The organism is Peribacillus aracenensis (genome assembly GCF_025175645.1).
In the GTDB taxonomy this organism is placed as follows: Bacteria; Bacillota; Bacilli; order Bacillales; family DSM-1321; genus Peribacillus; species Peribacillus aracenensis.
Genome location: NZ_JANZMJ010000006.1, coordinates 41,784 through 56,065 on the forward strand (window position 1 = coordinate 41,784; position 14,282 = coordinate 56,065).

Sequence of the window (14,282 nt, forward strand, 5' to 3'; positions counted from 1 at the left end):
ACTATATTTACATATTATTAAACTATTATCAAGAGTTTTTTAGATTAAAGGATGGAAGTGATTTCTTGATTTATTTGGATTACGCCGCTACAACTCCGATTGATGACGAGGCTATCGACGTATTCAGCCAAGCAGCCCGGAAGTTTTTCGGGAATGCGAGCAGTTTGCATGATATTGGCTCTGAAGCGGCACGTTTATTGGATATGTCACGGCAGCAACTCGCAGAAATGCTGAACATAAAAAAGGAAGGAATCATCTTTACGAGCGGCGGATCGGAAAGCAATATGCTTGCGATCGATACATTCATCGCTTCGAAACCCTCCTGGCAGAACCACTTGATTGTAAGCCGAACTGAACATGCATCACTTGCAAATTTCGTGGAAAAACTTGAACAAGAAGGATTCGAGGTTACTTATTTACGGCATTTGGAAGATGGCCGGGTTGATATTGAACATCTGCAGGAATGTATGTCGGAGAAAACATGCTTGGTCATTGTCCAGCATGTGAATTCGGAAATCGGGGTCATTCAACCCATTGAACAAATAAGTGAAATCGTTCGAAAACACGAGGCTTTTTTTCATGTGGATTGTGTCCAATCATTTGCTAAATTACCGCTTGGGAAGATAGCTGCCTCATGTGATGGACTATCCGTTTCCAGTCATAAAGTTTATGGTCCAAAAGGGATTGGGGCCGTCATTTTCCCGGCCATCCATCAGTTGAAGCCTTCGGTACCGAATATCACTCATGAATATGGTTTCAGACCAGGAACAGTGGATGTCCCCGGGATTGCTTCCTTCGTAACCGCTGCCAAGAAATTGGGGGATATCATGGAAGGTGAACGAATACGGATTTCCACACTTAGGATGCAATTGATCCGACTGCTAACGGAAAAGAAAATCGATTTTCAAATCATCGAAGCAAAAAACGAGCAATTGCCTCACATTCTGGCGCTGACCTTCGCTGGATTGCAAGGACAGTACATCATGTTGGAATTAAACCAGAAAGGATTCGCCGTTTCGACGGGAAGCGCCTGTCAAATCGGTAAACAGGATCCTTCAAAAACGATGATGGCCATTGGGAAAAGCGAAGATGAAGCCCGTCAATTCGTCCGCCTTTCCTTTGGCAAAAACACGACGGCCGACGACATTCACAAGTTGGCGGACTGCATCGAAGGAATAGCTGCCATTCGATAAAACCCTCCAATCTGTGTTAGAATGTTTGTAATTAAAGAGGTGAATGTTTGTGGAAAGAAAGAAATTACTCGGGGAAGAAAGACGGACGAAACTCTTACATTTATTGCAAACAAGCGCGGAGCCTGTAACGGGCAGCGAGCTTTCGCAGATAACGAATGTAAGCCGGCAGGTTATCGTTGGTGACATAACCCTACTCAAAGCGCGGAATGAACCTATCATCGCCACAAGCCAAGGCTATCTGTACTTACAAACGGGGAGCACGCAAAAGCCGGAAAGGATCATTGCTTGCCAACACGATCCTTCCCGGACCCAAGAAGAGCTATATTTACTTGTGGATATCGGCATCACGGTGAAAGATGTCAAAATCGAGCATCCCGTATACGGCGACCTAACCGCTTCTATCATGGTCAGCAGCCGGAAGGAAGTCCAGCAATTCCTTTCAAGGGTGACGGCAACGAACGCATCTTTTTTATCGGAACTGACGAGCGGCATCCATCTCCATACACTGAGCGCAGCATCTGAAGAACTGCTCGACGAAGCGGAGTGTGCTTTAAGGGATGCCGGCATTTTAGTCGATTGAATGAACCCAAAATCCTCAAAAGCCATATCTTTTGAGGATTTTTTCATTGGTCATTATGCTCCCCCATCATCGGAATTGCTTTCATTTGAGCTGCCTTCCCCGGAGTTTTCTTCCTGGTTACTTCTCAACTGCCCGATAAGACTGATGACGGGACCGGCCGCCTGAACCCAGCCTCCCGTCGCTTGGATTAATTCAGCATCAGATGGCTTCTCTTCCAAATCAGGATATTGATATTTTTGTAGTTCCTGCTTCTTATCTTGCTCTTCTTCCTTTTGATCCTTTTCTTGGATTTTTTCTAGAACACAATCGGCAATTCCGCCTATCGCTTGCAACAAATTTTCCACAGCATGGTAGGCCTGCTCCGGTTATCCGTATTTTCGTATGCCTCGCCAAAGCAGTACCTCCGCCATACGCTTGAATACAAATCTTAACGAACACAAAAAATGCCCCGGAAATACTCCAGGGCACCCTTTTTATTCATTGTATAAACCTCAGCTGAGGTTATACCATTCATTCATCGTTGCGGTACACCTGTTTGGACTTTAAAGCATGAATAGCTTCCCATGATCGAAACCGTACATCCTAATGCCTCGAGCTCAGAGATCGCTCCTGGGATGAGGACATCATCAAGGGACATTTCGATGTCGATGATGAAGAAGTAATTGCCCAATCCTGTTTTCATTGGTCTCGATTCAATCTTGGAAAGGTTAAGTTTCCTCCAGGAAAAAGCGGAAAGGACTTGGTGCAGCTGCCCTGAGTGGTCAGCAGGCAGCTGAATCATCAAGGTCGTTTTCTTGTCCCCTTCAACGGTCAAATGCCCTTCAAAGTCGACTTCACTGTTGGATACGACGATAAACTTGGTGTGATTATGTTCGTAATCGTGAATATTTTGTTTTACAATCGTCAAACCGTACTCCTCCGCAGCCATATCATTTGCAATCGAAGCAATATTGATATCGGGATTCTCCATCACCATCTTCGCAGCGGCTGCAGTGGATGTGACATACTCATATGGAACACCCCTTAGCTCATTATGTAGAAATTTGCGGCATTGAGCAATGGCATGGGAATGCGAATAAACCATGTCAGGTTTGAAACCAGGATATGCATGATCCGGATGCACCATATAATGCTGTTGGATTGGAATTGTGACTTCGCCTTTCATCGGTAATGTGACTTCATGGACTAAGTAATCCATCGTTATATTTACCGAACCCTCCAAAGCATTCTCGATCGGCACGAGCGCGTGATTCACTTCCCCGTCCCGAACAGCATCAAGGCAGTCCGGAATCGTGTTCATCGGTATTTTTATATCATTAGGAAATAGTCGCGATACAGCTAAATCCGTGAATGTTGCTTTTGGTCCAAGAAATGCAATTTTTGATGTCATATTATAAACTCCTTTTCACGGAAAATCTACTGTTTATGTTATGCCATTTTCTGATTTTTTACAATACTTAATCGTTAATTTCACCTTACAAAAGAAAACAGCCTGTACATCTGAAATGTACAGGCTGTTTTCATGCGCCGTTACCAATGATTTCGACTTTTTCGACGAACTCCATTTTACGCAGTTTAGTGAGCAGATCATCAATATCCATCGTCATCCCGCCCGTATTAAGGGATAGGGTGACATTTGCACGTCCCTGCAAAGGAATCGTTTGGTGGATGGTCATGATGTTGCAACCGGATGAGGCGACGAGCCGTAAAAGCTCCGATAGAGTACCAGAACGATCTTCGAGATAGAAGAACAGTGTAATCAGCTTTTCCTTAACAACTGTATGAAACGGAAAAACCGTGTCACGGTATTTGTAAAATGCACTCCTGCTTAGGTCCACCCGCTGTACCGCTTCCCAAACTGATTCTGCTTTTCCCCGTTCAATCATTTCTTTTGCATCCAGCGTTTTTTTCATCGCTTCGGGAAGGACATCCTCTCGAACGAGGAAAAATTTCTGATCGGCCTTATTCAAACTCCGCACGCCTCCTTTTGCCTGCCATCATGGTTTACAATCAATCCACAAATTCAAATTCATATTCAAGGATACGCACTATATCGCCATTTGTCGCACCTTTTTGGCGAAGGCCTTCGTCGACTCCGAATGAACGAAGCTGTCTGGCGAAACGACGTACGGACTCTTCACGGGTGAAGTCAGTCATTTTGAATAGACGCTCGACCTTGAATCCTGATACGGCAAAGCTGCCATCGGATTCGCGTTCAATGTTAAATTCATCAGACTGTGATGTATGTTTATAAAGAACCCGATGGATTCCAGTATTCTCTTCTTCATGATCAAGAGGGAACTCAGGCGTTTCTTCGATTTTATCTGCAATTGCATAAAGAAGCTCACGGATCCCTTCACGGGTCACGGCAGAAATCGGGAAGACAGGATAGTCCTCTTCCAGCTTTTCCTTGAAAGCCGCTAGATTATCTGCTGAGTCCGGCATATCCATTTTACTTGCAACAATGATTTGCGGACGTTCAGTCAAGCGCAGGTTATACTCTTCCAACTCTTTATTGATTGTTTGGTAGTCTTCATATGGATCACGGCCTTCAAGACCCGACATATCGATTACATGAATGATTACCCTCGTTCTTTCAATATGGCGCAGGAATTGATGTCCAAGACCCACTCCTTCTGAAGCACCTTCGATCAGACCAGGTAAATCGGCCATGACAAAGCTACGGTGATCTTCCGTTTCCACCATTCCGAGGTTCGGTACGATCGTCGTGAAATGGTATTCGGCAATTTTAGGCCTTGCTGCGGATACGACGGAAAGCAAAGTGGATTTCCCTACACTCGGGAAACCAACCAAACCGACATCAGCCAACAGTTTCAATTCCATGACGATATCGCGTTCCTGGCCCGGTTCGCCATTCTCAGCGATTTCAGGTGCAGGATTGGCAGGTGTGGCAAAGCGGGAATTTCCCCGGCCTCCGCGGCCACCCTTGGCAATGATGGCGCGTTGCCCGTGCTCAACTAAATCAGCAATGACTTCCTTCGTTTTATCATCAATGACAACCGTGCCTGGTGGAACCTTGATGACCATATCCTTTGCAGCCGCACCATGCATGTTTTTGGACATGCCATGTTCTCCGCGAGGTGCCTTAAAGTGACGTTGATAACGGAAATCCATTAATGTACGCAAGCCCTCTTCCACTTCAAAAACGACATTGGCCCCATTACCGCCATCTCCGCCAGCAGGTCCGCCTTTAGGTATGAATTTCTCACGACGATAAGCAACTATCCCGTTACCACCGTCTCCGCCTTTTACATAGACTTTCGTTTGATCGACAAACATGCTATCACTTCCTTGTTTTCTGCAAGTCATTTCTTGCTGTATACTACTTCTCTAAAAGTTAATATCCATCTTAAAAAATATTTCATCCTCATTACATTCAAGAATTTCAATTGATTGCTCGGCCGTCAATGAACGTTCCAAAAACTCGATCACTGGGGATTGATCAATGAACCTGCCTTGCATATGAAATGAACAGTGCATATCGCTCACTTCTTTTTTACACATGGAAACAGCCAGTATATTTTCAAAAAACGGATCCAGATTCTTATCCAGAATATCAAAGAAATCGTTTGTCCAGCGATACATCAGCCCGTCCATCTCAGTTGAGCCTTCAAAAACATCAATGATTTCATATTCGCAATAAAAGGATCCATTATTCCAATTCGACGTCAACAACATCTCGGTGAACTTAGGTAAATTCAAACTGGAAAGGCGTGCTTCATTCTGGGTTTCAACAATGATTTCATCGATGATGCCCTTGACACGGTCGATTCTGTTCAACTCCAGATTCCCTTTGATGATTTGAATTTTATTCAGCCAGTCATGCCTGGTTTGACGCAGAGTTTCAATAGTCGTCCAATTTTTATCCATTATTAACACCTTCAATTATGATAAAGAAACTTTTTTCGGCTCTATCATGTTGAATACTTCCATTTGTACAGTATATCAAAAAAACAACAAACAGGAAATGAAGCTTGATTCACATGCCTTCACATGAAAGCCCCCGTCCAAAAAATACAGCCGCACACCCTGAGTTCTTTGGACGATGGTAGAGCCATTTGAACTAAAAAAGAGAATGGGCCTTATTTATGCACCAATTGGAGATATTATAGTTGAATTGGAGTGTCTATTTGGTTTAACCAAATCGGATGGATGAGTATTCTTGGATTCCCCCCTGAAAGTTTAAGAAAGCCCGCCTATTGGCGAGCCATTTGTAAGTCAGAGGTTGTTTTCCTTATACTAATGACTAAAGTCTCCTGCAAAATGCTGGTTCGTTCCTATAGTATAAATAAAGGGCCGGACCCCTTCATCACTATATAACATACCATTATTAAAAATGACGCGGTATATAGTGTCTTGTAGAAGGAATCAGACCCTTTTGAGTCAGCCTCTGTTCAAAGATGCCAATTATGCTTCTTGTGCAACTGGATATACGCTTACTTTTTTACGGTCACGTCCGAAACGTTCGAATTTAACAACACCGTCTACTTTAGCGTATAGAGTATCGTCTCCACCACGGCCTACGTTCTCACCAGGATAGATTTTCGTTCCGCGTTGACGGTAAAGGATAGAACCACCAGATACGAATTGACCATCTGCACGTTTAGCGCCAAGACGCTTGGAGATTGAGTCACGTCCGTTCTTTGTAGAACCTACTCCTTTTTTCGAAGCGAAGAACTGAAGATTTAATCTTAACATTTGTTCCACCTCCTATTGGTTGAGGATAATTTTCATGTATTTACCATAATCACGTTCGATGGTTTGCAGCGATACGAGCATGCCGTTCAAAAGCAGCTGAACCTTCCCTTCCGATTCCGGCGAAAGATTCCCCGGAATGACGCAGCGAAGATAGCCGCCTTCTCTCCCTTGCTCGATCTCAGGTTCTACGTCCGTTAAGGACATGATTGCATTGACCGCCCCGAAGGAAACAGCCGATACACCTGCACAAACGATATCAGAACCTTTTTTAGCAAAATTAGCATGTCCGCTTAAGGTGAACGAAGCAATCCGTTCCTGCGGAGCATCAAATACAACTTTAATCATCTAGAATCAGCCCTTACGCGTTGATTGCTTCGATAACAACTTTAGTGTATGGTTGACGATGACCTTGTTTTTTACGATTGTTCTTCTTCGCTTTGTATTTGAAAACAGTGATTTTCTTTTGCTTACCTTGTTTTTCGACAGTACCTGTTACAGTAGCGCCTTCAACTAGTGGAGCACCGACTTTCACGTCTTCGCCACCTACGAATAAAACTTTGTCAAATGTAACAGTTTCGCCTGCTTCTGCGTTTAATTTTTCAATGTAAACCGCTTCGCCAGCTGCTACTTTAATTTGTTTACCGCCAGTTTCGATAATTGCGTACATACTTGCACCTCCTTAAATGTCTCAGACTCGCCAATCACAGGCGTTTTACCAGAAAGGCAAAAGCTTAAAACCTGTTGTTGAGCGGTTGTAGCACGGGTGCTACAAACATAACATTAAAATCCTAACATGAAACAGGAAAGGCTGTCAATATATTTATTAGAATTCCCGCTCTTCAATTGAAAGCCCGCCCTATTTCCTGCATGCTTCCGAAGCGCTTGATGGAATAGGCATTGCTCGTACCTGGGATAAAAGATAGGAAAATCTTTTTAGCGATCAATTCCTCCAGTGTCGGTCGATATGATTCTTTTTCGCCTAGCAGCACGTCCGCCACCGCTTTACTGACCTCCACCCAGACCGCTTCATCATCCGTCTTCCTGTGTTCCAGCAGTTCCCGTTCCAACCGGAAGGCCACCGTTTCCGGGCTCTCGATTTTACCGCTTCCATTGCACACCGGGCATGGTACCGACATCATTTCACTTAAAGACGGGGAGGTTCGTTTTCTCGTCATTTGTAAAATGCCCAATTCCGTAAAGCCGATGACCTGAATTCGCTTCTCATCTCTCACCGCTTCCTTTTTGACGATGTCGATGATTTCCTGCTCATGCCGCGAATTGTCCATATTGATGAAGTCTATCAAGATGATTCCGCTGATATTCCTCAATCTCAGTTGACGGGCGACTTCCTTTGCCGCAGCCTGATTAACCGCAAACAATGTAGCTTCCTTCGCCACCTTGCCGGTGAATTTACCTGAATTGACATCGATTACGGTGAAAGCTTCCGTTTCTTCAAAAATTAAATATCCGCCATTCTCAAGCCAAACGATTTTCTTGGCCATCTTCTCCACTTGCGCTTCGACATTCCATTCGGAAAAAATGTTCTTTGGACCCGATACATGGGATATTTCCCACTCCTTACGGTTTTCCTGTATCCACTTTTTCAGCTCCCGATAAGCCTCGAAATCATCGATGGCCAGTTCCCCTGTCGCCGCTCCCGACATTTCAGAAATGATCATGTCCAGGTATGCGTCCCTCTCATAGAGTATGGACGGGGCCTTGAGGGAAGCAGCCTTAACTTCAAGCCCTTTATAGAGCTCGCGCAATCCAGTTAACCTGTCAAGGAATACCGCTTCGCTTTCGTTCTCCATCGAGGTGCGGACAATCAATCCTTCATCAGCATTTTTATACTGTAAGGCCGTTTCCCGCCACTGCTTTTGAAGATCATCGTTTTTGAATTTCTTTGAAACACCAACATAATCTATTCCATGTATGTATACGAGGGATTCTGTTGAAAACTCGATCAGCCCAGTCAATTTAGCTCCTTTAGTGCCCGTTTCATCCCGAGTCACCTGAACTAGCAGCTTTTCTCCCTGATGGACAAATTGACCGATGGATGCTTTCCCAACCGTTTTTTTTGTCTGCTGGAAAGAGGGAATCTCGTCACGGTGTAAAAAACCATTCTTCTCTGCACCATAATCAATGAAGACGGCATCCATTCCCGGTAAAACCTTCGTCACTTTCCCAAGATAAATATTGCCGACCGTACTGCGCTTTTGAGGCGGCATGATTTCAAGTTTACGTAAAACACCATTCTCGAGTACGGCCACTCTTTTTTCGCGTGAAGCTAAGTTCGCGATCATTTTTTTCATCAAAAAAAATCCTCTCCTCAATTTGAAGAAAGGATAACATATTTAATAAGAATATAATAGGTCGCCGATTTTCCCGTTTGTCATTTTCTCGGAAAAATAGGCGTGAAGGATTTCCGTTTCATCCAACGAGCCGGTCTCTTTCCCGTTTTTCATGATGATGACGGGGTGTTTACAACCGCGTTGAAACAGTTCCAGCACTTTAAAAATCGGTTCTTGTGAATCCACCGAGATCGGCTTCAGTTTCGCTAAATCATTCGTATGCCCATAATGGCGCTGCAAAAGAAAACGGATGAAAGCATAATACCTCTGCCGCCATTCCATGACCAGTGAGAGACTTATGAAAAAGATGATGAGCCAGATGTTCAAATTGAGCGGATCCAGAATGATCCAGGTCACAAAAGCCAGGACAGCGAATACTGCAGAAAAGTGAAGTGTACGTTTCTGCGCTTCCAGAAAGGTGCAGTATAGGGATACACCGATGAATAGCAGCCGTCCCCCGTCCAAGGGCCAAATTGGCAGCAGATTAAAAATCAGCAGCATAAGATTCATATACAAGAAGGGCTGATACAGCTCATATGGGATAATAGAAAAGAAATAGAGCAAAAAAGCTGCACCAATGAGCCAAACATGTTGAAGCGGACCGGCAAGCACCACCGCCAAATCCTCCTTCAAACTCTTATTTCCGTACTCCTCAGTCTCGACAGCCCCGCCAAAAGGAAGCAGCTGGATTGACTTTATCCGCCATTTGAAATGCTGGGCACAGACAGCATGCCCCATTTCATGAATGAAGACGATGAGCAACAGCATCATCACTTCAACGAAATGGGCAGTGAGGATGGCGATGCCAATGACAAACCACAATGTCGGGTGCACCCTGATTTTAAACAGTAATTTTCCATATTCACTCAAAGGAAATCACCTTTTTAGGATCGACGAAAGCATCATTTTCTTTTATCGCCAAATAAAATCTTCCCTTGGATCCATCTTCACTTAGTGTAACCTGTCCGACTTCATTGCCCTTTTTAACGAACTCATACAATTTCACATCAATTCCTTCCAGCTGCCCATACCAAGACTCACTTTTATTGGCATGCTGAATGACGACCGTCTTTCCAATCCCCTCCTTTTCACCGGCAAAGATGACTACCCCTTCATTGACGGCCTCGACCTTTGAGCCTTTGCTCGTTTCCAATATGATTCCCTCACCGTTCGTCTCGAAGTTTTGGGTAATCTTCGCAGAGGCTGGCATTGCATATTCTTCATTCGAATCAACAGTTTTCTTATCGGCCTCATTCGGTAAAAAAGCGATCGGTTTACCAAACGCACTTTCATACCAGTTGGAGATTGAAGCGAACTGAAATTCCTTGTTCATGTTCTCCGTGACAAAACTTCTGGCAGGGTCCAGCCGCACAGAAGGGTGTCTGAACATCACGGCGATAATCAGGAACAGGCATACACTAGCAAGGATTTTAAAGAAAAAATATTCTTTCTTGAAAAGCGGATGATCTTTCTCGGAATACCCGTTATATGAATCAATCCCATATGGTTCTTCATTGTTGATCTCCGTCCAACTGCTGCCACCTGCCGGTTTATCATTGAACTTGCGTCTCTTGGCGATACGATTTCGGATATCTTTCCTGCGATCATCCATTCCAGATTCCCCCCCTGCTCATGTCAAAGCGCTATATTACAGCGTATGAGCAACTTGTCCAGACTATGACGGAGAAAAGATTTTCTTTCTGAACTTCCCTAAAAAAATTTTTTTCAATGAAAAATCATCCGTAAATTTATGAATTACCAAGGGGATTCGGATATCGATTCAGAAAATCGAATAATTGAGATTGATATTGTCCCCCGAAATTTGTTATAATAAAGTGGTTTTAACATTATTGAGGGGGAACGTTTTTTTATGTCAATCGAAATAGGCAGCAAAGTACAAGGTAAAGTAACAGGTATCACTAATTTTGGAGCATTCGTAGAATTACCAGGAGGCTCAACAGGTCTTGTGCATATCAGTGAGGTAGCAGATAGCTATGTAAAAGACGTAAATGACCATCTTAAAGTAGGCGACCAAATTGAAGTAAAAGTGATTAGTGAGAAAGACGGAAAAACTGCCTTGTCCATCAAAAAGGCTATAGATAGACCCGAAGGGCAAACCTCTTCTTATACCAAACGCCCACCACGCCAAGGGGATAGCCGTTCTAAAGATTTTCGTTCAAAAGGTAATTTTCAACCAAAGGAAAATTTCGAAGATAAAATGGTTCGCTTTTTAAAGACTAGTGAAGAAAATTTATCGACTCTTAAACGCAGCACAGAATCAAAACGTGGCGGCAGAGGCGGAAGACGCGGATAAACCGCGCTGCATTTTTAGCATATAGATCAGGCAAGCCAATATGGCTTGCCTTTTTTATTTGCAAGAAGCATAAAAAAAAGCGAGGGCATCAAATGCACCCCGCTTCCTGACAAATGAATATAGATTTACCGCACGCTAAAGAATTTTTTCAATTTGGACATGAAGCCCTTTGGTTCGCTGCCGATTGGAGTCAAGGGCACAGATTCACCAAGGATCCTTCTGGCAATGTTCCGATAGGCAAGCGAAACTCTATTGTCCGGATTATAGGCAATGGGTTCCTTTTTATTCGCTGCCACAATGACTTGGTCATCATCAGGAATGACGCCGATCAAATCAATCTTAAGAAAATCGGCAACACCATCGATATCCATTTCTTCATCCTCATGTAGCAAATGGCCGCGTATCCGGTTGATGATCAATTGAGGCGGTTCAATATGCTCTTCTTTTTCAAGCAAGCCAATAATACGGTCCGCATCCCTGACAGCCGGTCTCTCTGCAGTCGTAACGATGATTGCCTTATCCGCCCCAGCTATGGCATTCCTGAAGCCCTGTTCAATGCCTGCAGGGCAATCAATGATGACATAATCATAGTCAGGCTTCATATCGCTTATGAGTTTCCTCATCTGCTCTTCATTCACCACTGTTTTATCACTATTTTGCGGAGCTGGAAGCAAGTAAAGCAAATCCTCGAAATGTTTATCCTTAATGAGCGCCTGGTGTATCTTACAGCGCCCTTCGACCACATCGACCAAATCATAGATGATGCGATTTTCCAATCCCATGATCACATCCAAATTCCGAAGACCAATATCCGTATCAATCAAGCAAACCTTCTTGCCTAGAAGAGCTAAAGATGTTCCTAAATTGGCGGAGGTGGTCGTTTTCCCGACACCACCCTTACCGGATGTTATAACTATTGCCTCTCCCACGATTAGAGACCCCCTTCTAATCTATTTAAATTAGGTCTATATTTCTTTAAGACTTGCAGTTTTTCTATTATGATATTTTCTTCTTCATCCATGAAGGCACATTCCAAGTCATGTCCCCATTTCGTATATTGGTCAGGAGATAAATTCACTTGTCCGGCAATGCGCAGCTGGGCAGGCTTCATGACAGAGGCTGCTATTATGGCCTCATTATTCCCTTTATAACCGGCATGGGCTATTCCCTTTAGCTGTCCCATGATATATATGTTGCCACCCGCACGAACCGTACCGTCGGGATTGACATCCCCAATTAATAGTAAGTCTCCGGGAACTTCAAAAACCTGTCCCGACCTTATGACCTTGGTCACGGTCGTCACTTGGTTTTCATCTTTCCATCGTTTCGCTTCATCCTTCGTCAGGACATTCGAAATCATCTCATCCACGAAAAGCTTCTTCTTTTTATGGATGACCTCTTTAATCTTTTCTTCTTGTTGTTCATCAAGATAGCGGTTCCCTGTATGTACTTTTACGGAAATGGACGGGTCATTTTCTTGAAACTGATAGTTTGCCGAAAGCTTCACTTCTAACTCTTTCAATAATTCGGAAAATGAGCAAGAATCATCGAGATGAAGCATAAACCCGTCTTTTGTTCCCTTAATCATGACATTTTGCTGAATTCTTTTATTCATGACGTTTGTTTCACCTCAATGAAATATAATTCGACATAGGAAAACAAATTTCCTTTTTCTACGTACAAGGAAAAGGGAAAATACATTTCCCCCCTGCTTCTTAAGACACAGGAACGTTATTCCGTTTCTCCTTGCAAATCAAGCTTTTCAATCATTCTTTTTAAAGGATAGCAGCTGATGATAATAAACGCTAGATTCAATAATAATGTCGGAATCAATCTCCGTTCCGCAAATTCACCAAATCCCATATCTGCAAAAGATAGGATGATATTCATCTGAAAGATGACAACCTCTAAAACTGCCGTGGATAAAAGCGCAGTAAGACAGGCGATCAATATGTTATTTTGCAGGATTTTCATGCTTTTCGATATCAGATAGGCAAGAAAAGGCAGCAGGAACATGTAAATCCCCAGGATTTCCGTATATACAACATCATAAGTCAACCCAAGAATCGCCCCATAAAGCATACCCATTTTCCTGGATCCGTACATGGTCAGGAAAAAAACGAAAATCATCATGAAATGGGGCACAAGTATTTTATCGGACCCGAATGCATCTCCAGCGAACATCTGGGCGAAGATGCTTTCAAAAACAAAAAAAACCAAGGCTATAAAAGAAAGGATGAAATATCTCACTCAGCTTCATCCTCCCCTTCACTTTCTTTCGGTACACCGTCCACTTCGCGCTGAACGACCATAACATTATTAATATCATAAAAATCCGTCGAAGGTTCAATATATGCGGTCTGGTTCAATCCATATTGATCCACTTTTACATCGACAACTTTCCCGATCAGCAGACCTTTCGGAAAGATTCCGCCATAACCGGATGTGATGACCAATGAATTTTTCTTGATTTTTTTATCATATGGAATCCGTTTCATCAGCAAAAGGTTCTTTTTATCATCGAACCCTTCAATCAAGCCATATGCTTTATCATCACCTTGAATGATGGCCGAGACGCGGTTGGCTTTATCGATCGAACTTAAAAGTTGAACCGAGGCCGTGAAATCCGTCGCGGATTTCACCTTGCCGACTAACCCATTGGATGTGATGACGGCCATGTTTTTTTCTACCCCATTACGCTTCCCTTTATTGATCGTCAGCATTTCATGCCAGCGGTCGGGATTACGGCCAATGACCGTCGCCTGAGTTGGCGAATATTTCCGCAGGTCATCTTCTTTTTTGAGGTTATCGCGAAGTTCTTCATTTTCTTCCTTTAAATCCTGGACTTGGGTTTTCAATAATACATATTCATCCAAGCGGGCTTTCAATTTTTTGTTTTCATCGTATGTATGTTGAAGGTCTTTTAAGCCCCCTACAAAACCTGTTATACCCGATACTGGCTTATTAAACACATTACCTACCCAGCCTGTCGTATCTTTTAGGAATTGCTCCGGCCAAGTTAACTCTTCTCTCTCCCTTAATGAAAAACCGATCAATGCCACGAGAACGATAATACTAACGAGCAAGAGAAGGAGCTTTTTATTAAAAAACTGTGGCATGGTGAT

The 14,282-nt window shown here is 43.4% G+C and carries 18 protein-coding genes and 1 other annotated feature; of the genes, 3 read left to right on the top strand and 15 right to left on the bottom strand.

The window, feature by feature from the left end:
- The first annotated feature begins 65 nt into the window (after positions 1-65).
- Both N0M92_RS08360 and N0M92_RS08365 read left to right on the top strand, forming a co-directional pair.
- Positions 66-1,193, top strand: a complete 1,128-nt coding sequence (locus N0M92_RS08360; RefSeq protein WP_260285309.1) for an IscS subfamily cysteine desulfurase — start codon at positions 66-68, stop codon at positions 1,191-1,193.
- Between the two features lie 49 nt (positions 1,194-1,242).
- Positions 1,243-1,773, top strand: coding sequence for a transcription repressor NadR (locus N0M92_RS08365; RefSeq protein ID WP_098370081.1), 531 nt, complete (start codon positions 1,243-1,245; stop codon positions 1,771-1,773).
- A 53-nt stretch (positions 1,774-1,826) separates the two neighbouring features.
- Here the strand turns inward: N0M92_RS08365 and N0M92_RS08370 are convergent, their stop codons facing one another.
- The 11 genes from N0M92_RS08370 to N0M92_RS08420 all read right to left on the bottom strand — a co-directional run bounded on the left by N0M92_RS08370 (position 1,827) and on the right by N0M92_RS08420 (position 10,455).
- Positions 1,827-2,117 (bottom strand): hypothetical protein, encoded by a 291-nt coding sequence (locus tag N0M92_RS08370; protein WP_260285311.1) that lies wholly within the window; start codon positions 2,115-2,117, stop codon positions 1,827-1,829.
- Between the two features lie 170 nt (positions 2,118-2,287).
- Positions 2,288-3,163 carry a prephenate dehydratase gene (pheA, locus tag N0M92_RS08375; protein ID WP_260285312.1) on the bottom strand — a complete coding sequence of 292 codons (876 nt, stop codon included), beginning with the start codon at positions 3,161-3,163 and terminating at the stop codon, positions 2,288-2,290.
- Between the two features lie 130 nt (positions 3,164-3,293).
- A complete protein-coding gene (locus N0M92_RS08380; protein ID WP_076364968.1) occupies positions 3,294-3,743 on the bottom strand; it encodes an ACT domain-containing protein in 450 nt (149 codons plus the stop codon).
- Between the two features lie 40 nt (positions 3,744-3,783).
- On the bottom strand, positions 3,784-5,073 hold the full coding sequence (gene obgE, locus N0M92_RS08385) for a GTPase ObgE (protein ID WP_260285313.1): 1,290 nt from the start codon (positions 5,071-5,073) through the stop codon (positions 3,784-3,786).
- Positions 5,074-5,124: 51 nt separating this feature from the next.
- Positions 5,125-5,664, bottom strand: a complete 540-nt coding sequence (locus tag N0M92_RS08390; protein WP_260285314.1) for a sporulation initiation phosphotransferase B — start codon at positions 5,662-5,664, stop codon at positions 5,125-5,127.
- 537 nt (positions 5,665-6,201) lie between these two features.
- Positions 6,202-6,492, bottom strand: coding sequence for a 50S ribosomal protein L27 (gene rpmA / locus N0M92_RS08395; protein ID WP_061143474.1), 291 nt, complete (start codon positions 6,490-6,492; stop codon positions 6,202-6,204).
- A 12-nt stretch (positions 6,493-6,504) separates the two neighbouring features.
- Positions 6,505-6,837: a ribosomal-processing cysteine protease Prp gene (locus N0M92_RS08400; RefSeq protein WP_192205951.1), complete on the bottom strand. Its 333-nt coding sequence runs from the start codon at positions 6,835-6,837 to the stop codon at positions 6,505-6,507.
- A 13-nt stretch (positions 6,838-6,850) separates the two neighbouring features.
- Positions 6,851-7,159 carry a 50S ribosomal protein L21 gene (rplU, locus tag N0M92_RS08405; protein ID WP_034308849.1) on the bottom strand — a complete coding sequence of 103 codons (309 nt, stop codon included), beginning with the start codon at positions 7,157-7,159 and terminating at the stop codon, positions 6,851-6,853.
- Positions 7,160-7,172: 13 nt separating this feature from the next.
- Positions 7,173-7,256: a sequence feature (ribosomal protein L21 leader region), on the bottom strand.
- Positions 7,257-7,331: 75 nt separating this feature from the next.
- A complete protein-coding gene (locus N0M92_RS08410; protein WP_260285440.1) occupies positions 7,332-8,804 on the bottom strand; it encodes an Rne/Rng family ribonuclease in 1,473 nt (490 codons plus the stop codon).
- 42 nt (positions 8,805-8,846) lie between these two features.
- The gene (locus tag N0M92_RS08415; RefSeq protein WP_260285315.1) at positions 8,847-9,713 is read right to left on the bottom strand and encodes a M50 family metallopeptidase; all 867 of its coding nucleotides are present in this window, start codon (positions 9,711-9,713) and stop codon (positions 8,847-8,849) included.
- Positions 9,706-10,455: a M23 family metallopeptidase gene (locus N0M92_RS08420; protein WP_260285316.1), complete on the bottom strand. Its 750-nt coding sequence runs from the start codon at positions 10,453-10,455 to the stop codon at positions 9,706-9,708. Before N0M92_RS08420 ends, N0M92_RS08415 begins: the two co-directional genes overlap by 8 nt.
- A gap of 258 nt (positions 10,456-10,713) precedes the next feature.
- Here N0M92_RS08420 and N0M92_RS08425 point away from each other — a divergent pair, with 258 nt between their 5' ends.
- Positions 10,714-11,157: a S1 domain-containing RNA-binding protein gene (locus N0M92_RS08425; RefSeq protein ID WP_034308861.1), complete on the top strand. Its 444-nt coding sequence runs from the start codon at positions 10,714-10,716 to the stop codon at positions 11,155-11,157.
- A 125-nt stretch (positions 11,158-11,282) separates the two neighbouring features.
- Here N0M92_RS08425 and minD read toward each other — a convergent pair whose 3' ends face one another.
- The 4 genes from minD to mreC form a co-directional block, all read right to left on the bottom strand.
- On the bottom strand, positions 11,283-12,086 hold the full coding sequence (minD, locus tag N0M92_RS08430) for a septum site-determining protein MinD (RefSeq protein WP_034308862.1): 804 nt from the start codon (positions 12,084-12,086) through the stop codon (positions 11,283-11,285).
- Positions 12,087-12,088: 2 nt separating this feature from the next.
- A complete protein-coding gene (minC, locus tag N0M92_RS08435) occupies positions 12,089-12,772 on the bottom strand; it encodes a septum site-determining protein MinC (RefSeq protein WP_063232834.1) in 684 nt (227 codons plus the stop codon).
- Positions 12,773-12,888: 116 nt separating this feature from the next.
- Positions 12,889-13,407 (bottom strand): rod shape-determining protein MreD, encoded by a 519-nt coding sequence (mreD, locus tag N0M92_RS08440; protein WP_192205957.1) that lies wholly within the window; start codon positions 13,405-13,407, stop codon positions 12,889-12,891.
- Positions 13,404-14,276: a rod shape-determining protein MreC gene (mreC, locus tag N0M92_RS08445; RefSeq protein ID WP_137018362.1), complete on the bottom strand. Its 873-nt coding sequence runs from the start codon at positions 14,274-14,276 to the stop codon at positions 13,404-13,406. Before mreC ends, mreD begins: the two co-directional genes overlap by 4 nt.
- Between the last annotated feature and the right edge of the window lie 6 nt (positions 14,277-14,282).